Here is a 19,435-nt window from a genome sequence, read left to right as displayed (position 1 = left end):
GGCACTGCATGGAACTGAAACCCTACCAACAGAGTGTGATCGACGATCTCGCCACATACCTTTCTACGCTGGAGCAAACGCCGCACCTCGGCAAGGCCTACAAGGCCTTTTGGGCCGAAAAAGGCGTCACCGGCATGGACGAGTACAAAAACACTGTGCCAGGCGTGCCGCATGTTTGCGCTAAAGTGCCGACTGCCGGGGGCAAGACCTACATTGCCGTCAACGCGCTCAAGACGATTCTTGACTCCTTCACTGCGCATAGCCCAGAACGCCCGCAGTTGGTCGTTTGGCTCGTTCCCTCGCTCACGATTCTTGAGCAGACCATCAAGAATCTTTCGGATCCGGAACACCCGTACCGCAGTCGCCTAAATCAGCTTTTCAAGGGTCGCGTGGCGATCTACGAAAAGAGAGATCTGCTCATGGGCGCGGGTTTCTCTGCTGACACCGTTCGGGAGCAGCTATCCGTCGTCGTAATGAGTTTTGACAGCTTGAGAGCACGCAACAAGGACGACCGAAAAATATACCAGGACAACGGATATCTCGCTTCCTTCCTTACCGGAGCAGAAGAGCAGGAGGCTGACTGGCTGCTTCCGGATTACGATGCGTCCGCCCTCATCAATGTAATCCGCCGCCTCAAGCCCTTGGTTGTGGTGGACGAGAGCCACAACGCGGAAACGACCTTGTCGGTTGAAATGCTGGTTAATCTGAATCCTCACTTCATTCTTGACCTAACGGCCACGCCCAAGAAAAATAGCAACATCATCAGCTATGTGGACGCGATGGCGCTCAAACGCTACCACATGGTAAAGCTACCCGTCATCGTTGCTAATCAAACTAGTCGGAGCGAGGTGATCGAAAGCGCTTTGATTCTTCGCCGTCAGCTTGAAGAGATAGCGATTTCGGAGGAAAAAAAGGGCGGGCGCTACATCCGCCCTATCGTACTTTTCCAGGCCCAGCCCAGGATTGGCGACGACAACACCACCTACGAAAAAATCAAAGAGAAGCTAGTTGAGCTGAAAATTCCCGCCGAACAGATAAAAATTAAAACGGCTGATCTCAACGAGCTGAAAGGCATCGACCTGATGAGTCGGTATTGCCCGGTGCGCTACATCATCACCGTCAACGCTTTGAAAGAAGGATGGGACTGCCCATTTGCATACGTCCTGGCATCCCTTGCGGACAAGTCGTCTGCGGTCGATGTCGAGCAGATCCTCGGCCGCGTACTCCGTATGCCCCATGTCCAGCAGCACGGCCACGACCTATTGAATCTATCCTACGTCTTTACCGCGAGCAGCCGATTTATGGATACGATCCAGAGCGTGGTTCGCGCCCTAAACCGGGCTGGCTTTTCGGACAACGACTATCGTACTTTTGATACCGCCGCTCCTGCCGAGGAGACTAAGCCATTTAATGGGCAAGCCATGTTCGACCTGGCCGGGACGCTAATTGGACCAACAGTTACAGAAAATGAGCTTGATATGAGCGCCGTGTCGCACGAATGGTCGGCAGCGGCTACTGCCGCTGCACTCGACGCATCCGCGCCCATTACTGAGAGCGTGGCTTTCGTGGAGGCAGTGAAAGCACAAGCGGTCGTGCAAAACAAGGAATTTGAGGAAAAAGCCGAAGCAGCGGCAGATTCGGTTGTACCGGTAGAGCTTGAGGACAAGATGAACAAGCACAAGTTAAAAGAGATATTCCGTGATGATGCCCTCGCCCTGAAATTGCCCCAGTTCTTCATACGGGTGCAGACTGGCGGGTGGTTCGACGACGACAATGCTCTTCAACTCTTCGAGCGCGACGAACTCCTCAAGGATTTCAAGCTTTCGCAGGCCGATGGAAATATCAGCTTCGAGGATGTGGCTGCCGAAATGTATCGGGTCGATCTTGAACAGCTCGGGGATCATAACTATGCCCCGAAGCCGTTCAAAATTGATGCTGCTGGGCGTGCTCGCTTCAACAGCATAATATTGACAGGCTCACGCGAAAGCCAGGTCAGGAATGTAACGGCGCGGCTTGCCCACCTTATCGGCAACCTGTACCCGATCACTGATCCTGAGGTGAATAAATATGTTGAGCGGATCGTGGAAACCATGTCGCCCGAACAGATCCGTGATTGCCTGGAACGCGATGTAGCCTATGTTCGCAAGATCAAGCAAAAAATCACTATGCTCGCAAATGTTCATGCGACCAAGCAATTCAACGATCTGCTCGACATCGACAAGATCGTGGTTCAGCCGCAGTTCGGTTTCCCTAGCATCATCACCCCATCTTCTAATGCACCGGCCTTACCTAAGAGTCTTTACGGCACGGAAGCGGCTATGGGCGGTTTCGAAGGACGGGTGATCAATGATATCGCGAACCTGGACAGCATCCAGTGGTGGCACCGAAACCTCTCCAGAGGCAAAGGTTTCCGCATAAACGGATTCTTGAACCACTATCCAGATTTCATCCTAAAGACGAAATCTGGAAAAATTGTTGTATTGGAAACCAAGGGCGATGATCGGGACAATACTGACTCGGAACTCAAACTGCGGCTCGGCAAACTGTGGGAATCCAAGTCCGGTGGCTCTTTCAAGTACATGATGGTCTTCGACAATAACCCCGTTGACGGAGCAGAACGATTATCAGACGCGCTAAAAAAACTCGGACAGCTTTAATTTAAAGTATCGCGACTGTCCACAGGTCATTCTTCAGAGCTTCGTTAATGGCTTCTTCAAAGTGACCTGCCCAAGGGGCAACGAGGTTGGCGCCGACATTGGATTGATCTATGCATCCGAAATTCGTTGACTCAGACCGAGACGCGCAAACGTAGGCCCAGTACTGTTCTCGTCAGGAAGAGCTGGGTCTGAAACAATCGGCGCTTTGGATTAATCTGACATCGGCGCTAACACGAGCTCTCATTAGCATTGTCGTGCGCGCACAGGCATAAATGCAGATATGAACGACTCCCCTGATCTGTTTGAAGGGAAAGCGCTGCTCTCTTGGCTTCCGCTGGCGAAACCCTATTTAGTTTTGCGAGCTGCTACCATTTATTTTTGGGGTATCGGCGGGTAAGTAGCACAAATAAAAGACAGCAAGAGATCCCGCGAGCAGCTTCCCCTTTCGCGCTATCTCGAAAAAATTGCGCAACTTGGGGGCTACCTCGCACGCTCCAACGACTTCCCACCAGGAAACATCGTCATGTGGCGAGGCATGCGTCGCCTTGCGGATATGAAGCTGGGCTTCAATCTCGCATCCGAAGATATGGGTAATCGGAAGCAACTCAGCGCCTTCTTGCACTGGAAGGCCGTTTGAACGATGATGGCACCACACCGCTGGTAAGGGATATACTTCAAATGGCAGGCAGCTGCCGACGCTCCGGCATGCGAGCGTGCTTTACGCATCTACCTGAGAAAGTTATGCGTTGACTTGGGATCGCGTGTGGGCCTGGCCTGTATGCCGCCGTCTGCGCTCAAAGCTAATGACAAACTCATTTGAGTAAATCTCTTGCGTCTGATCGACGTTAGCGGCGTATGTTAACGTTTTATACACTGGTGCCTAATGCCTGATAATTATTTCAACAAGAACGCAAACGTGCTTTTTTCTCGTTTCAATGAGAGTAATCGAAATTGGGCTGATGGAATCATTGATGAGTTGAAACGGCGCTTCCCTAAAGCTGATCATTGGACCACAGGCGGTGAAGTCCTCAACTATATCGATATCCGGATTGGTAACAAAACACTCGGACACAAGAATGGTTGGCCTGTGTTTTATATTCAACAGAAGCCCTCACGTACAGGGCAAGCATCTTTGCTCTTAAATGAGCATGCATCGGCGTCTGGAGAGTACCAGGGAATTAATTGTGACAGCGTGCCAAACCATGCCGATGTAAGCGCGTGGCTGGACGGACTCGAATTTAGCGACGAGGGGCGCAAGCGATTGGAAGGGAGCGGCAAAAGCCCTATTGCCTATGCGGGAGCTGATGATGCGGGTGAAGAACAGGCGCCGGGAAGTGAGGGCCCTATGACTAGGCAGAGCTCGGTTGCGGTTCCACCGCAAGCCCTCAATCGTATCCTGTACGGCCCCCCAGGTACTGGCAAAACTTACCGGACGACTCGCGAGGCATTGAGCATCATCGAAGGCACGTTGGAGCCGACCGGCGACTTTGCTTCACAGAAGCTCCGCTTCGACGCGTTGCGTCGGGAAGGGCGTATCGCTTTTGTCACCTTTCACCAAAGTTTCAGCTATGAAGATTTTATCGAAGGCATTCGCGCAGAATCGGCCGGTGGCCAGCTGAGCTACAAAGTCCGGGACGGCATTTTCAAGCGCATGGCCATCGCAGCCATGTACCAAAAGCCTGCCCGCCCGGCGTTAGGTCCGGAACTGGTTTTCGATGACGTGCATGATGCATTCATAACGGAGGTGGAGGCTTCGCTGCCGTATCGCGTGACAAGCTCCACGGGCAGTCAACTCGCCATCGTGGGCGTGAACGATAGAGGCACCTTCCACGTAACGCACTCGGAGAAAACTTTGCGGCACGCCGTCAGTCGCGCTCGCCTGAAGGCCCTATATGAAGTTTATCCGAACCTGGCGGCACTCAAAAAGAAAAGTGCGGTCGATGCTATTAAGAGCGTCATCGGTGGCAGCAATTCAACCGTGTACTGGGCCGTGCTGAAACGTCTGCTGGAATTCAAGGAAGGAGTGAAAGCGGAACTTGAAGGTGCACGCGACGAGATCCTACTTATCGATGAACCGCTGGAATACGACCAGATCAAACGCAGGGTACTGGCCGCCGATGTCCTTGCGCCGAACGATAAACCGTATGTCCTGATCATCGATGAAATCAACCGCGGCAATATGTCTCGCATATTCGGCGAGTTGATCACGTTGATCGAGGCCAGCAAACGGGCTGGCGGGCCGGAAACAGGCGAGGTGCTGTTGCCATATTCGAACGAGCGGTTTAGCGTGCCCGACAATCTTTACGTGATCGGGACGATGAACACGGCAGACCGCTCACTCGCTGTGGTGGACACGGCGCTGCGCCGCCGCTTCGATTTCATCGAGATGATGCCGGATCTGGAAAAATTGGCGCAAAAAACTGTTGTCGGCATTGATATTGCGCGCATGCTCGGAGTAATCAACCTGCGTATCGAACACCTCTACGACCGCGAGCACACGATTGGACATTCCTTTTTCATTGGCCTCACCCGCGACGCTAGGATTGAGGACTTGGCTCGCATATTCCGGAACAATGTCCTGCCGCTGCTCGAGGAGTATTTCTATGAAGACTGGGAAAAGATCGATCAAGTCCTCGGCAATTCTGGCATCTACAAAATCCAGCAGCCTGGTAAACTCGGGTTTGCGCAAAAGGCGACTACCTGGCGACGCATTGAGGACAGGCTGATTCTGCCGGAGACCTACCAGCGCATCTACGCCTCCTCCGAAGTACCGGTTGATAACCAGGTCGTGGATAGCGATGGCTGAGCTGTGTCTGCGTGAATTCGGATTGTTGGTGCAGGGGGCGCGCAACGCCAATTCGACGGATGTGTGCGGGGTCGCCAGTGCGGAAGCATGGAACTTCTTCGAAAGCTTAGCGTTTTCGGACGCCAACGAAGATCGCTTCATGGATGTTGCGCGCTTCGAAGGCAGGAAGGCTCTGCGGGTGAAGAATTTTGTTGGCGTGATCAGTTCGCCCGACGGCACCCAGCTGGAAATACTCCCCAAGACATCGGACGAGCGGCCGGACGTCGAGGGAACCCGCGCTTTGCTGTGGAAGATGCTCGGCGCAGTTAACGACCTGCCTTTCCTTGAGACGACGGATGCGCAACTGAAGCTACGCCAGGGGCCATTGGTCGAAGCTCTTGTCGCGATTTTCCTGGAGCACGTCGCCACCGTCGTGCGCCGCGGCATTCGCCGAGATTACGAACGGATCGAAGCCGAAGAGCGTTTCCTGCGGGGTCGCCTGCGCGTCGCTCAGCAAATGCAGGCGCCGCCGGGACGTCAGCACCTCTTCCAGATCGAATACGACATCTTTTCGGAAAACCGCGCCGAGAACCGCCTGCTGCAGGCTGCCTTGGCTAAGGTCGCCCGGACCAGCAAGACGGATCATAACCAGCGGCTGGCACGCGAGCTGGGCCACGGGCTTGAACTAGTTCCGCTCTCTGCCGATTATCGTCTGGATTTCGCCAACTGGCGTACTGGCAGGGATATGGTCCACTATCAACCATTGCTACCCTGGTTGAGGTTGATTCTCAACCAAGAGTGCCCGCATTCGCTCAAAGATAATCACGCTGGCATCTCCTTTCTGTTCCCGATGGAAAAGCTTTTCGAAAAATACGTGGAACTATCCCTGAGAAGGTGTCTCGCACCCCACCGCATCATAGTACAAGGGCAGGCGCAGTCGCGCTACTTGGCGCACGAACCAAGGGCATTTCTGCTCAAGCCAGACATCATGCTGTGCCGCGCTCAAGCAATCATTGGTATCGCGGACGCTAAGTGGAAGCTGATTGACGAGCACACCACGTATGGCAGCGGGGACAAGGATCCCAAGGCCGGTATCAAGCAGGCAGATATGTACCAGCTGTTCGCATATGGACACAAGTATTTGGGCGGAAAGGGCAGGCTGGTACTCATTTATCCGAAATGGCGTGGATTCACCAAACCGCTGACATTCGACTTGGGGGGCGGCTTGGTGCTCGATGTCGTCCCGTTTGACCTTGCCAGCGGTACGTGTGACATGATCGATCAATTTGAACCATTGCGCTAGGCGCCATCTGGTAGATCGATCCTTTTAGTCGCAGGTTCGATCCCAAGGTCTGTATTGAGGTAACCAGTTGGCACGTGGGCCCTTCGTTTGGCCAGCCATCAATGCAACTCCGGACTTCCGTGTTGCTGGGTGGGGGCCTTTACTTTAGTGTTTGCTGCGAATACCCATGTCCGACCTCCCTCCACACTGAAGTATTTCTGTCTTAATCGGAAGGATGGAAGGACGCTCACCATCATTCGAGTAAAGTTGCGTGAGCTCGGCAAAAAATAGATCGCGGCAAACCGAAATTCATGGGCTCCTTGATGTATCGTCGCAGGTGGGGCACCAAATGCCGACGGCGCTAATAGACGATTCTTATCCAGTAAGATGTCGTAAGTTCAAAGCACGGCTCAGGAATTTTTGCATAGACGTTCTTATCTTGAAGCTCAGACGTAAAGAGTCCAATGACCGCCACCGCCAGTCTGTTTGAGGGAACCGGGATGCTAACCTGGCTTCCCGACGAGACACTATTTAGTCTTTGCAGCCGACATCATTACTTCTGGGGACGTCGGCTGGGAAGCGACACAAACACCATGTTGTTCGGTCACCGACGGGGTGGTGTAAAGTGGATCCATCAGTCAAGACACTTTGCCGACTAATTTAAGCTGTGCCCGTTTCCACTGCTTCAGCTGCCCGGCGCTGACCCGTATTGCTCTTTTCCTGTGACTTTTTATCGTCGTCACCGAACCGGTCGACGATCAGCGCACCGCCGCCGACGCCGTCGCGGTAGACTTGGTCGGGCGTCTGGTAGCTGAGCGACTGGTGCGGTCGCTCGGCGTTATAGAACGCGAAATACTGCGCCAGGCCCACCATCAATTCCGCCATATTGGCGTACCCCTTCAGGTACACATCCTCGTACTTCACGTTGCGCCACAGCCGCTCGACGAAGATGTTGTCCAGCGCTCGTCCACGCCCGTCCATGCTGATGGCGACGCCTTCGCGCTTGAGCACATCGGTGAAAGCCGTGCTGGTGAACTGCGAACCTTGATCGCTGTTGAACACCTCAGGCCTTCCATGGCGGCGCACGGCATCGTCCAGGCAGTCCACGCAGAACGACGCGTCCATGCTGTTGCTGATGCGCCAAGACAGCACCTTGCGGCTGTACCAGTCGATGATTGCCACCAGATACGCGAAGCCCCGCGCCAATCGAATGTAAGTGATATCTGTCGACCACACCTGGTTCGGCCGCGTCACCGGCACGCCGCGCAACAGGTACGGATAAACCTTGTGCAGAGGATGCGCACGGCTCGTGTTAGGCCCCGGCGCCATACCCGCCAAGCCCATGCCGCGCATCAGGCGCTGCACGCGCTTGCGGTTGACCACGTAGCCGGCCACACGCAAGGACACAACCATCCGCCTGCTGCCATAAAAAGGCCGGCTGGTGTATTCCTCGTCGATCAGCGTGCGCAGCTGCAGGTCGCTCTCGTCTTCACATGCCTGCCTGGATGCAGCGTCGATCTGCCGGTACACCGTCGCGCGCGGCACGCTTGCCAGCTCGCATTGGCGCGTCACGGGCAGCTTCTCGTGCCCGGTTTCGATCCAGCCCAAGCGCTCCTCCCGGCTCACGGCCCCAGCTTTTTTTTAAGCCAATCCACTTCCATCTTCAGCCGACCGATCTCACCGTACAGCTTATCCTCGGGGCTGCTTTCATCGATCGGCTTGGGGCCGCGCTTGGTGTCGAACAGCACCCCCGCGTTCTCCAGGATTTCCTTTTTCCACTGTCCCACCAGCACCGGATGCACGCCGAACTCTTGCGCGATCTCCGTCACCGTCTTGACACCGCGAACGGCCTCCAGACCGACCTTGGCCTTGAACTCAGCCGTGTGTACCCGACGTTTTTTTCCTTCACTCATTTGCTGTCATCCCTTTCGCGGACCACAGCTTAAACCATCGTCTCAGATTCGGGATCCACTATAGTGCGCAGCATGATCTGCCGAGTTGTATCGATCAGTTCGTGGCTCGTACCAATGGGCAATTTGGCACCGCTGGGTATGTCTGTTCTGATCGAACTTTGCTGCGCTACTATCGCAAATTTATTGATCAGAGCGATGAGGGCCGAGCGGTCGTCGTGCTACGCGGCGTATCAGTGGCGAACTTGAAATTTCAGATGGGAATTTTGACTAGCCGATTTCGTGCGAATCACCCACTCAAGGCTTGCGTCGACTGCATGGAGATCGACCGACACGCAGTTGGTTGGGCCTACTGGCATCTGGAACATCAATATCCAGGTGTATGGGTATGCCCTGTACATGGGCGTCTTCTTAATGAGTCAAATCTGAAGGCTAATGGTGTTGAGCGGTTTCTTTGGCATCTGCCAGATGTAGCCCATTTTCGGACTTTTGGTAGCGAGCTGGGCGCTGATATCGCACCGACCGGCACTTTGTTTCGAATATCCAAGCTAACGGTGGATCTGATTCGAGACGAAACGTTGGGTCGCCTCGATGTGGCACAGTTGCATAGACTCTATCGAGCAGAACTCGACGGGAGAAATTTGGTGACCGCCAGGGGCGGGTTTCGACTTCGAGAGATTGCCAGTCAGTTTGAGGCTCATGTCCGGCCATTACGTCAATTACCAGAGTTTGCTGCGCTGCCAGCGACAGTTGATGAGGCCTATCATCAGCTGTCGCGTCATTTAAGAACCCCGAGAACTGGAACACATCCCCTGCGCCACATCGTGATGATTGATTGGTTAGTTGGAGATTGTGAGCGTTTCCTTGAGCGCTACGCTCAGGTCGTATCGAAGTGGCAGGTTCATGCTTCCCAAGGAAAACATGACGAATTTGAGCCGCACCTGGCTCCTCTACATGGCGACAAAAAGGAAGATTTGGCCGCACTTATCCAGGACCATGGCAGTTCCGTCCGTGCTGCCGCTGCTGAGCTCGGTATCGATACTGCGACCGCGATGGCATGGGCAGCACAAATGGGTATCCAGGTTTCACGTCGGCCGAAAAAGCTCAAACACGAGATTCGCGAATCCTTGATAGCGCGGTTACGTGAAGGCGCCGATAAGGCCGCCGTAGCAATAGAATTTTCGATATCCGTCGAAACCGTCACGCACGTGCTTCGTACTGAGATTGGCCTCCACTCGGCATGGAAGGAAGTACGTTTTCAGCATGCCTTGAATGATGCCCGCGCCTTGTGGGAAGGGCTGACGAGCTCGCACGCGCACCTCGGCATCAAGCTCCTACGGCGTATGCATCCTGCTACCTACGCTTGGCTCTATCGGAATGACCGGACGTGGCTTGTGGCACAGTCGCCAGCGTATGTGACTCGGACCTCCAAAGACTCTACATCAGTGCGATGGGACATGCGAGACGTGGATTTGAGCGCTGCGGTCGAGCGAGTCGCGTTGGCATTATCTTTGTCGCTGGGGACAAAAAAATTAATGCTCTGGCACCTCTATCAGGAGATACCGGAATTGAAGGCGAAGCTATCGTCTCTGAGTCGTTTGCCGCTGACTGTTTGGGCTATAGAGCGAGCTTTAGACCGGCGGGATCTGAAAGGTAGCCAAAGACCCTTGGATTTCTGAGATTGTTCGCTCTGACGCCGGATTGACCCACGTGGGTGGGCTTCTGTGGCCAAGTTGTAGATCTTGATGATGCCGTCTGTTGGCGCCGACCTAAAATTGACCCACCGCGCCGATCCAAATTTGACCCAGGGCGGGGTGCTGCATTCTTGAGTTGCAGCTGTGGATAAGTGTACCAAATATGGAAATGGAATTCGTGGAGGGCGAAGCCCGGAACGAATTCCACTTCCGCTTTAGCACTTTATTTAATGATATAAACGATTTAGTTCATTTTCCGTTTTTACTCACTTGCATCCTCTCCAGCGACGTTCGGATCGGCCTTGTCCGCTTTGCGCTTCTGCTCCCGCGCCTTGATCCGCCCCTTGGCCGCCATGCTGCTGTGCTGGAAGCGGTACGACTCGTTTCCGGTCTCCACGATATGGCAATGGTGGGTCAGCCGGTCCAGCAAGGCCGTGGTCATCTTAGCGTCGCCGAACACGTTCGACCATTCGGCGAAGCTCAAGTTGGTGATAATGATGACGCTGGTGTGCTCGTACAATTTCGACAGCAAGTGAAACAGCAAGGCGCCGCCGGCCTGGCTGAACGGCAAATACCCGAGTTCATCCAGCACCACCAGGTCGATCCGCAGCAGCGACAGCGCCAGTCGGCCCGCCTTGCCGTCGCGCTTTTCGCGCTCGAGCACATTGACCAGGTCGACGGTGGAGTAAAAGCGCACCCGTTTGCCTTTGGTCGCGATGCCCGACACGGCCATCGCGGTGGCCAGATGGGTCTTGCCGGTGCCCGGGCCGCCGATCAGCACGACGTTTTGCGCCGTGTCGGTAAACGTCAGCGTGGCAAGCTGGCGCACCAGCGGCTGATCGACCTTGCTTGATGCGAAGTCGAAGCCGGCCAGATCGCGATGCAAGGGGAACTTGGCGGCAAACATCTGGTGACTGACCGAACGCATGGCCCGGTCGGTATGTTCGGCTTGCGGCAGGTGTGCGATCAGCCACTGTGACGCCGCCACCGCGCTCTCGTCTTGTTCCTTCAATTCGTCCCAGGCGCTGACCATGCCGTGCAGGCGCAGTTCTTTCAGTTCGGCACCGATATCACGCATGATCGACCTCCACCAGATCGCCGCCGGTGGTGCGCAAGCTGTCGTAGCGGCCCGTGTTGGCGACCGGCGCGTCCTTCAATTGCAAACTGGTCTCGACCGTCGCCGGCACCGGGCCGGCATTGAGCCGCGCCAGCACATTTTCGACGTGCTCGGCGCTCAGCACCCCCGACTCCACCACCAGTTCCACAGCCACCAGTACCGCCGCCAGCCCCGCCGTGGGCACGGCGGCCAGCACTTGCGCCATCACCTTGTCGCCACCGGCGTGGCGCAGCAGGCCCTGTTTGAGTCGCAGCAATGGCACCGGCAAGTCGGCGAACGGCGCGCCGTTGCGCAGCGCCCCCGGTTTGCGCTGCACCAGCGGGATGTAGTGCTGCCAGTCGTAAAGCACCTGGCCGCGCTCGGCCACGCGCTCATGGCTGGCCACGATGGCGTCGCCGGCGACGACGCACACTTTGCCCGGATACAGCCGCGCGCTGACCATCTGCCCGGCGAACTCGCACGGCACCGAGTAGCGGTTGCGGCTCACCGTCACCAGGCAAGTGGACGATACCCGCGACGGTTTCTCCACGTAGCCGTCGAACGGCGTGGGCATCGGCATCAGCTGCGACTGCTCCTGTTCCAGCATCTCGGCCACGCTCAACGCCGGGTGCTCGGGGTGCCGCACCTCGTGCCACAGCGCGCGGCAGCGCCCGGCCAGCCAGACATTGAGTTCGACGAAGGAAGCGAAACGCAAGGTCTGCGCCTCGATCCAGATGCGGCGCCGGCTGTCCTGCACGTTTTTCTCGACCACGCCTTTTTCCCAACCCGAGGCGACGTTGCAGAAGTCGGCGTCGAACAAATAATGGGCACACATGACGGAGAGGCGGGCATTGACGATCCGCCCTTTGCCCTTGTTCACCTTGTCGACCGCCGTCTTCATGTTGTCGTAGATACCCCGGCGCGGCACGCCACCGAGCGCCGCGAATGAACGGGAGTGGGCATCGAACAGCATCTCGTGGCCCTGGCTCGGGTAAGCCACCAGCCAGAACGCGCGGCTGGCGCACAGCTTCATGTGCGACACCTGCATGCGACGGTAGATGCCGCCGACCACCAGACCTTCCTCGCTCCAGTCGAACTGGAAGGCCTCGCCCTGCTCGAAGCTGAGCGGCACGAAAGCGCGCGGCGCGTTGCCTTCGCGGCCGCGCCACTCACGGGTGAAATCGGTGACGCGGCTATAGCTGCCGCTGTAGCCCTCGGCTTTAATGTGAAGGAACAAGGCCTTGCTGGATCGGCGGTTCTGCTTGATGCGCAGCGCGTCGGCCTTGAGGGCCAATTCCAGTCTGGTATGAAACGGCGCGAGCTTGGTCGTTACCGCGCCGCGCCGGTAGCTCGGCGGGGAAACCACGTTCTCTTCCGGCTGTCGGAGCCACTTGCGCAGCGTATTGCGGGACAGTCCCGTGCGTTTTGAAATTTCATGCAGCGACAGCTTGTCGCGCAGATGCATACGTCGAACTTTGCCTAACATTTCCATGTTGATCACCTTGTATATCTCCCGCCTAATAATTAGGCAGGAGCAGTAGAACACCTGGGTCAATTTTGGGTCGGCACAACAGCTATAGGTGGGTCAGTTTTCGGTCGGCGCCAACAGCCGTCAGAAATCGCATATAGATCGAGTCTTCGTGTTTTCAACCATGCTTACCAAGTACGAGCATGCCCGTTTTAGAACACGAGCCGCCGCAGCTACGGCTACAGCCAGAGATCGCTACGCACACTTCCGAGTTGACTGGCCAACTGGGCGACGCATGCCCAAATGCGTGCAGGTGGGACGGCTTCCAGATGAGCGGTTTCCTCGACCGCCATCACAACCACCTGCAGGGGCGTTTCGTCTAGGAAGTGTAGTAAATGGGATTTGTGGTTAGCCGGTACTTGGCCGGTAGCCAAAGCATGCTGTAACTGGTCGCTATGCAGTTCGCCCCTGTAACTGACACTAGCGTTCTTTGCCGCCATCCACAAGCCGCGCTTTTTCTCCCTGGCTTCGATCGATGGCGGGGAAAAACTGAGTCCGAGTACCCCGAGCAGCTTAACCACGCGCCCGAAACTCAAGTCACTAATGGTTCCAGCTTCCAGCTGCTGCACCGTCTGGCGCGACAGACCAGCCAACTTCGCTAAGCGTTGCTGCGTCAAACCGAGTGCCAGGCGACGGGCGCGGACTACTTTGCCGACTTCGTAGATATGCATGAGCTACCGTTCTGTGAATGTACAAAATATTTTATATCTGTTTGCAACATAGCCATAAAGGACATGCCGTCTTGAGCCCGGCGCCGAATCGCTCAATGATGGCATCATCCCCCTGGGAAGCGGCGTATTTTTTAAGCTGGGGCGAGCTGCGCGGCGCAGTTTCAGGGATGGAGGTAGTCGAGTCGGTTGACCTGGAGCTCTGTGATACTTGCCGGCCCATGGCGGAGCCAAATTACGCCGGTAGCGACATCCGCCCTACAGCCGGTGCAGGCTTCACGCTTACCTGCTCGCTGCAGCTCTCTATACGTCTATTTGACAAAAAGAACCTCGACTTCATAGTTTTAAATTACCAATATATTGTGAAGACTTCACGGTCTCCAACACGGAAGATTCTTACCAATATATTGGGAGAATTGCTTGGATCCAGCGATCGCTTATGGTCAGGTACTGCGTGTGCTCAGAAAAGAAGCGGGGATGTCGCAAGAGCAACTTGCATTCGCTGCAGACATTGAGCGAAATTTTGTGAGCTTGATCGAGCGTGGAATCAATCAGCCTACGGTTCGCGTCATTTTTAAACTGGCTTCTGCACTTCAAGTCACCTCGTTATACACAACTTTTGAGCGCCCCAATTTCACGTAGCGTGCGTATCGTTTCCACCGCCACGTGAACATCCTTCAATCCAAGCCAGATCGTCTTAACGCCGGGCTCGCCATCGCTCTTGCGAGCCAGGAACCCGCCGATACAGGCGACCTGGCGCAGAACGTCATTCAGGCGGGGTTTGTCTGGCGGTGTTTTTTTGCGCAGCAGGTAGGCCGCTTGAATCTCATCGGGGTCGAAGAACAGTAAAGTGGATCCATCAGTCAAGACACTTTGCCGACTAATTTAAGCTGTGCCCGTTTCCACTGCTTCAGCTGCCCGGCGCTGACCCGTATTGCTCTTTTCCTGTGACTTTTTATCGTCGTCACCGAACCGGTCGACGATCAGCGCACCGCCGCCGACGCCGTCGCGGTAGACTTGGTCGGGCGTCTGGTAGCTGAGCGACTGGTGCGGTCGCTCGGCGTTATAGAACGCGAAATACTGCGCCAGGCCCACCATCAATTCCGCCATATTGGCGTACCCCTTCAGGTACACATCCTCGTACTTCACGTTGCGCCACAGCCGCTCGACGAAGATGTTGTCCAGCGCTCGTCCACGCCCGTCCATGCTGATGGCGACGCCTTCGCGCTTGAGCACATCGGTGAAAGCCGTGCTGGTGAACTGCGAACCTTGATCGCTGTTGAACACCTCAGGCCTTCCATGGCGGCGCACGGCATCGTCCAGGCAGTCCACGCAGAACGACGCGTCCATGCTGTTGCTGATGCGCCAAGACAGCACCTTGCGGCTGTACCAGTCGATGATTGCCACCAGATACGCGAAGCCCCGCGCCAATCGAATGTAAGTGATATCTGTCGACCACACCTGGTTCGGCCGCGTCACCGGCACGCCGCGCAACAGGTACGGATAAACCTTGTGCAGAGGATGCGCACGGCTCGTGTTAGGCCCCGGCGCCATACCCGCCAAGCCCATGCCGCGCATCAGGCGCTGCACGCGCTTGCGGTTGACCACGTAGCCGGCCACACGCAAGGACACAACCATCCGCCTGCTGCCATAAAAAGGCCGGCTGGTGTATTCCTCGTCGATCAGCGTGCGCAGCTGCAGGTCGCTCTCGTCTTCACATGCCTGCCTGGATGCAGCGTCGATCTGCCGGTACACCGTCGCGCGCGGCACGCTTGCCAGCTCGCATTGGCGCGTCACGGGCAGCTTCTCGTGCCCGGTTTCGATCCAGCCCAAGCGCTCCTCCCGGCTCACGGCCCCAGCTTTTTTTTAAGCCAATCCACTTCCATCTTCAGCCGACCGATCTCACCGTACAGCTTATCCTCGGGGCTGCTTTCATCGATCGGCTTGGGGCCGCGCTTGGTGTCGAACAGCACCCCCGCGTTCTCCAGGATTTCCTTTTTCCACTGTCCCACCAGCACCGGATGCACGCCGAACTCTTGCGCGATCTCCGTCACCGTCTTGACACCGCGAACGGCCTCCAGACCGACCTTGGCCTTGAACTCAGCCGTGTGTACCCGACGTTTTTTTCCTTCACTCATTTGCTGTCATCCCTTTCGCGGACCACAGCTTAAACCATCGTCTCAGATTCGGGATCCACTATAGGCTAGTGCTGCCGTAGTAAACGGGTGCGCTATCGTCCTAAGCCCTTGCGTCGACGACCCCGTTGAACTTATGGGTATCAACCGGGACTTACGTTCGAAAATTCCCGGAGGGACAGCGGTCTACTTGTTCCCATTTATTCGAGCAAAATCGGTTGGGCAAGCAAAAGGAATAGTCACGAATCTGACTTTTGGAGATCGAGGGGCCGGAACCTACTCCCTTCACAGAATGTATGAGCTTTACCTACCGGATGATCGCGCAGAGAATTCTTGGGATAAGGAGTTAAGCTGCATTAAGGTTTTGATTGATTGGTTGGAAAGCATTGGTGAAGATGTGCCCGACAATCTAGCCGCACGCCGCAAGCAATTAAATTCCGCCACTGCGGAAGGTCTAACGGATGCTCTTTTTTGGCCGGATTCCGCAGGTAAGGCGCTGGCGATTCGTTCCAATTTTGTATTGCTTCCAACCGAGGATGGACAGAAAGCATTAGATCAGGTAGATGTATTTGTAGTAATTTCCGCCCTATTAAATAACTTGCGAGAGACTACTGCTGCTGAGAATCTACGATCTAGTCAGTACGAGCGTAAAGTGCTGTCTCCAACAAATTTTTTACGATTTAACGACGGAGTTATCCAGGCAGCACTGCTGCGTGCCGCGAGAAACGGCGAATTGAACTATGCGTCATCCAATGACGTTGCAAACAGCGCGAACATGACGGACCACATTTTGAAAATGATAGATAAGGCAGAGTTTGAAGACGGGGAGGCCTTGACCGAATTTTTACTTGCGATAGGCTTGGGAACACTCCGTCTTGAGGAGCGTGACCTCAACTCGGTAGTGCATACCATAACAGCCAAACTGGAGAAAATGCCACGGTTCGTAGGTATACTAGCGCGGGCACTTGAAGCGGGGAAACTGCCTATCCACCACTCGGATCAACTGAGATAAGATATCTGCCTTTAAGCCAAACTTGCCATCTCGTCTCATCAGTGGTTTGATGAGAAGAGATGGGCGCGATATCGGGAAAGGAGGGGGCGATGTCTAAAGCTATATTTAGTGGTGGGAAAGAATTTTCATCCAAGCAGCTTGGTGATAGCCATCGCTGCAGTAGAAGGCAACCTGCCAGCGCTCGTTACTGTCGTTTTTTTGCCGATGCCTGCGATATTCCTACGGACTTTCGCCGCATTAAATCTGGGTAGACTAGTTTTTCGGAATATCCGACGGACTTTACATAGTTGCGTAGTCAGGAAAAAGTGTCAAAAAATCATAGACTTAGGATCTCACTATCTGACGGACTTTGTTGTCTCAGTTCAGGGCCACCAAGAATACAAAGAAAACGCCACTTCCGGGTGGTGTTTTCTTTTATCCAGCACCGCCGTTCACTATCTGGAAAAACCATACGAGTGACTTTTTTCTGTCACCGCTGAACCCATTGTGCGAGAATGCCCCTCCCCCCTGGATGGTGCGCATGATGATCAAACTCGCCGCAATCATGACTGGCATGACACTCGTGCTGGCCGCTTGCAAGCCCGCAGCCACGGCACCTGCGCAGGACATTCCTGCGGCCATGCGCGAGACCGCGACCACCCTGCTGCAGTCAAAATTGCTGCATGCGACCTCGATTGCTGTCGTGTATCGCGGCAAGGAATTCATTCTGCATCAAGGCGAGCTGGAGACCGGCAAAGCCAATCCGCCGAACGATACAACGCTGTATGAAATCGGCTCGGTCAGCAAAACTTTTGCTGGCCTGCTGCTGGCGAACGCTGTGCTGGATGGGAAGGCGGCGCTCGACGATCCCATACAAAAGTACCTGGCGGATGCCTACCCGAACCTGCAGTCGCAGGGGCAGCCCATTCGCTTGCGCCATTTGGTCACGCACACCAGCAATATGCCGGGCATGCTGCCATTGCAGGTGAACACCGTCTTGCAGGATTTCACGGCACACGCCACGCCGGCAAAGCTCAATGCCGCCTACGCCGGCTACGGACAACAGCAATTCTGGCAGGACTTGCACACCGTCAGCATCAAGGGTCCGCTTGGTCAGGACTACGCGTACTCCAGCGCCGGTAGCGAACTCATTGCGCACACGCTCGAAAAAATCTACGGCATGCCCTATGACGTCCAGCTCACGCAATTCCTTGCGCGTGAAGCCGGCATGCAAGATACCAGGCTGAGAATCACCGCCAGGGATACCGGCCGGCTGGCGCCCGGCTACCACAGCGACAATCCCGTCATGACCACACCGATGCCACAACTGCCTTGGGGGGCGGCGGGCAACCTGAAGTCGACCATGCCGGATATGGCGAAATACCTGCGCCTGCAACTGAGCGCCCATCCCGCGGTCGTCGAATCGCACCAGCCTTTGGCGCGCTTTCAGGACGACTTCAGCATCGGTTATTTCTGGAACATCGGCAGCAATCGCCAGCTGGGCACGCACTATGTACACCATGGCGGCGTGCCACGTGCGCAAAGCTACGCCTACGTCGTTCCCAAATATCAGCTAGGGGTCTTCATCATCACCAACCAGAGCGGCAACGGTACCGCCGGCGCCATGGAAAGCGCGCTGGCGCATATCTTCGACACGGTGGAATCCATGGAAAGCGCGAAGTAAGATCCTCGGCGCTCTGTGCAGGTATGTGCTTCGCACTGGCTTCCAGCGAATAGGCGTGCCAAGGGGCTTGTCTTAGCTTTCTTGCGCAATGGCCGGCTGGCGTGCCAGCTCGATGAAGGCGCGCATGTAGTCGATGGCGGTGTCCGTCTCGCGTGCTCCCAGGAAGATCTGCTTGGCGATGCCGCGCGCGCCCAGGCGCACCGGCACCACGTCCATCTTGGCTGCGTATTCTTCGACCAGCCAGCGCGGCAGGGCGGCCACGCCGCGGCCGCTGGCCACCATCTGCAGCATGATATCGGTCGTTTCAATGGCTTTGTGGCGTTTGGGCGTGACACCGGCCGGCAAGAGGAACTGGTTGTAGATGTCCAGGCGCTCGATGTCGACGGGGTAGCTGATGAGCACTTCCTGGGTCAGTTGCTGTGGCTTCACATACGCCGCTGAAGCGAGGGCATGGCCCTTGGCCACGACCAGCACCTGCTCGTAGTCGAACACAGGTTCGAATGTCAGCCCCGGCTTGTACAGCGGGTCGGGCGTGACCAGCAGGTCGATCTCGTAGCCGAACAGCGCACCGATTCCGCCGAACTGGAACTTCTGCTTGACGTCCACATCCACATCGGGCCAGGCGGCCAGATAGGGCGACACCACTTTGAGCAGCCACTGGTAGCAAGGGTGGCATTCCATGCCGATGCGCAGCGCACCGCGCTCGCCCTGCGCGAATTGCCCCAGGCGCTCTTCGGCCAGGTCGAGTTGCGGCAGCACCCGGTTCGCCACCGCCAGCAGGTACTGGCCGGCCTGCGTCAGGCGCAGGTTGCGCCCTTCGCGCAGCCAGACGTCGGTGCCCAGTTGCTGCTCCAGCTTCTTCATGCTGTGGCTCAGGGCCGACTGGGTCAGGTGCAGCACGCCTGCGGCGGCAGTCAACGAGCCTTGTTTTTCGACCTGCTGGACGATGCTGAGGTGGATGCGTTCAAGCATTGAGATGAGCCATATTCATGGATGTATGAAATA

13 protein-coding genes and 1 pseudogene are annotated in these 19,435 nt (G+C 56.0%); 7 read left to right on the top strand and 7 right to left on the bottom strand.

The genetic code is table 11. The features are described 5' to 3' along the window. Positions 1-8 precede the first annotated feature (8 nt). The 3 genes from CNX70_RS01505 (at position 9) to CNX70_RS01495 (ending at position 6,745) form a co-directional block, all read left to right on the top strand. Entirely contained in the window at positions 9-2,657 is a 2,649-nt protein-coding gene (locus CNX70_RS01505) for a DEAD/DEAH box helicase (protein WP_096232901.1), read from the top strand. 883 nt (positions 2,658-3,540) lie between these two features. Then, entirely contained in the window at positions 3,541-5,463 is a 1,923-nt protein-coding gene (locus tag CNX70_RS28670) for an McrB family protein (RefSeq protein ID WP_208624481.1), read from the top strand. Beyond that, entirely contained in the window at positions 5,456-6,745 is a 1,290-nt protein-coding gene (locus CNX70_RS01495) for an McrC family protein (protein WP_096232899.1), read from the top strand. The genes CNX70_RS28670 and CNX70_RS01495 overlap by 8 nt, the downstream gene beginning before the upstream one ends. 639 nt (positions 6,746-7,384) lie before the next feature. On the opposite strand, the gene CNX70_RS01490 is transcribed toward CNX70_RS01495, so the two are convergent. Next, positions 7,385-8,637 (bottom strand): IS3 family transposase gene (locus CNX70_RS01490; RefSeq protein ID WP_244198854.1). Its coding sequence is split into 2 segments (ribosomal slippage): positions 7,385-8,358 and positions 8,358-8,637, totalling 1,254 coding nucleotides; the frame shifts between segments, so codons are not numbered across the junction. A 101-nt stretch (positions 8,638-8,738) separates the two neighbouring features. Here CNX70_RS01490 and CNX70_RS01485 point away from each other — a divergent pair. Beyond that, on the top strand, positions 8,739-10,313 hold the full coding sequence (locus tag CNX70_RS01485; RefSeq protein WP_157750876.1) for a TnsD family Tn7-like transposition protein: 1,575 nt from the start codon (positions 8,739-8,741) through the stop codon (positions 10,311-10,313). A 277-nt stretch (positions 10,314-10,590) separates the two neighbouring features. On the opposite strand, the gene istB is transcribed toward CNX70_RS01485, so the two are convergent. From istB to CNX70_RS01470, 3 genes are all read right to left on the bottom strand, one after another. Continuing rightward, complete coding sequence (istB, locus tag CNX70_RS01480; RefSeq protein ID WP_096232895.1) at positions 10,591-11,406, bottom strand: IS21-like element helper ATPase IstB; 816 nt, start codon at positions 11,404-11,406, stop codon at positions 10,591-10,593. Next, positions 11,399-12,916 carry an IS21 family transposase gene (istA, locus tag CNX70_RS01475; RefSeq protein ID WP_096238225.1) on the bottom strand — a complete coding sequence of 506 codons (1,518 nt, stop codon included), beginning with the start codon at positions 12,914-12,916 and terminating at the stop codon, positions 11,399-11,401. Before istA ends, istB begins: the two co-directional genes overlap by 8 nt. 215 nt (positions 12,917-13,131) lie before the next feature. Then, entirely contained in the window at positions 13,132-13,623 is a 492-nt protein-coding gene (locus CNX70_RS01470) for a helix-turn-helix domain-containing protein (RefSeq protein WP_096232893.1), read from the bottom strand. A 417-nt stretch (positions 13,624-14,040) separates the two neighbouring features. Here CNX70_RS01470 and CNX70_RS01465 point away from each other — a divergent pair, with 417 nt between their 5' ends. Beyond that, positions 14,041-14,262, top strand: coding sequence for a helix-turn-helix domain-containing protein (locus CNX70_RS01465; protein WP_279629340.1), 222 nt, complete (start codon positions 14,041-14,043; stop codon positions 14,260-14,262). On the opposite strand, the pseudogene CNX70_RS01460 reads toward CNX70_RS01465, so the two are convergent. Both CNX70_RS01460 and CNX70_RS01455 read right to left on the bottom strand, forming a co-directional pair. Further along, positions 14,227-14,466 (bottom strand): annotated as a pseudogene (locus CNX70_RS01460) (IS4 family transposase); the annotation flags it as partial. The gene CNX70_RS01465 and the pseudogene CNX70_RS01460 sit on opposite strands and share 36 nt — an antisense overlap. Before the next feature lie 39 nt (positions 14,467-14,505). Then, positions 14,506-15,758, bottom strand: a protein-coding gene (locus CNX70_RS01455) for an IS3 family transposase (RefSeq protein WP_244198854.1) whose coding sequence is annotated in 2 segments (ribosomal slippage) — positions 14,506-15,479 and positions 15,479-15,758 — 1,254 coding nt in all. Because the reading frame shifts where the segments join, the coding sequence is not laid out codon by codon here. 187 nt (positions 15,759-15,945) lie between these two features. Between CNX70_RS01455 and CNX70_RS01450 the strand changes: the two genes are divergently transcribed. Both CNX70_RS01450 and CNX70_RS01445 read left to right on the top strand, forming a co-directional pair. Then, positions 15,946-16,767 (top strand): hypothetical protein, encoded by an 822-nt coding sequence (locus tag CNX70_RS01450; protein WP_157750874.1) that lies wholly within the window; start codon positions 15,946-15,948, stop codon positions 16,765-16,767. Between the two features lie 520 nt (positions 16,768-17,287). Then, positions 17,288-18,430, top strand: coding sequence for a serine hydrolase domain-containing protein (locus CNX70_RS01445; RefSeq protein WP_208624480.1), 1,143 nt, complete (start codon positions 17,288-17,290; stop codon positions 18,428-18,430). A 72-nt stretch (positions 18,431-18,502) separates the two neighbouring features. On the opposite strand, the gene CNX70_RS01440 is transcribed toward CNX70_RS01445, so the two are convergent. Continuing rightward, positions 18,503-19,402, bottom strand: coding sequence for a LysR family transcriptional regulator (locus tag CNX70_RS01440; protein ID WP_096232887.1), 900 nt, complete (start codon positions 19,400-19,402; stop codon positions 18,503-18,505). Between the last annotated feature and the right edge of the window lie 33 nt (positions 19,403-19,435).

This window comes from Janthinobacterium svalbardense (assembly GCF_002327145.1).
Lineage (GTDB): Bacteria > Pseudomonadota > Gammaproteobacteria > Burkholderiales > Burkholderiaceae_D > Janthinobacterium > Janthinobacterium tructae.
This window is presented reverse-complemented; position numbering and strand designations above follow the sequence as displayed.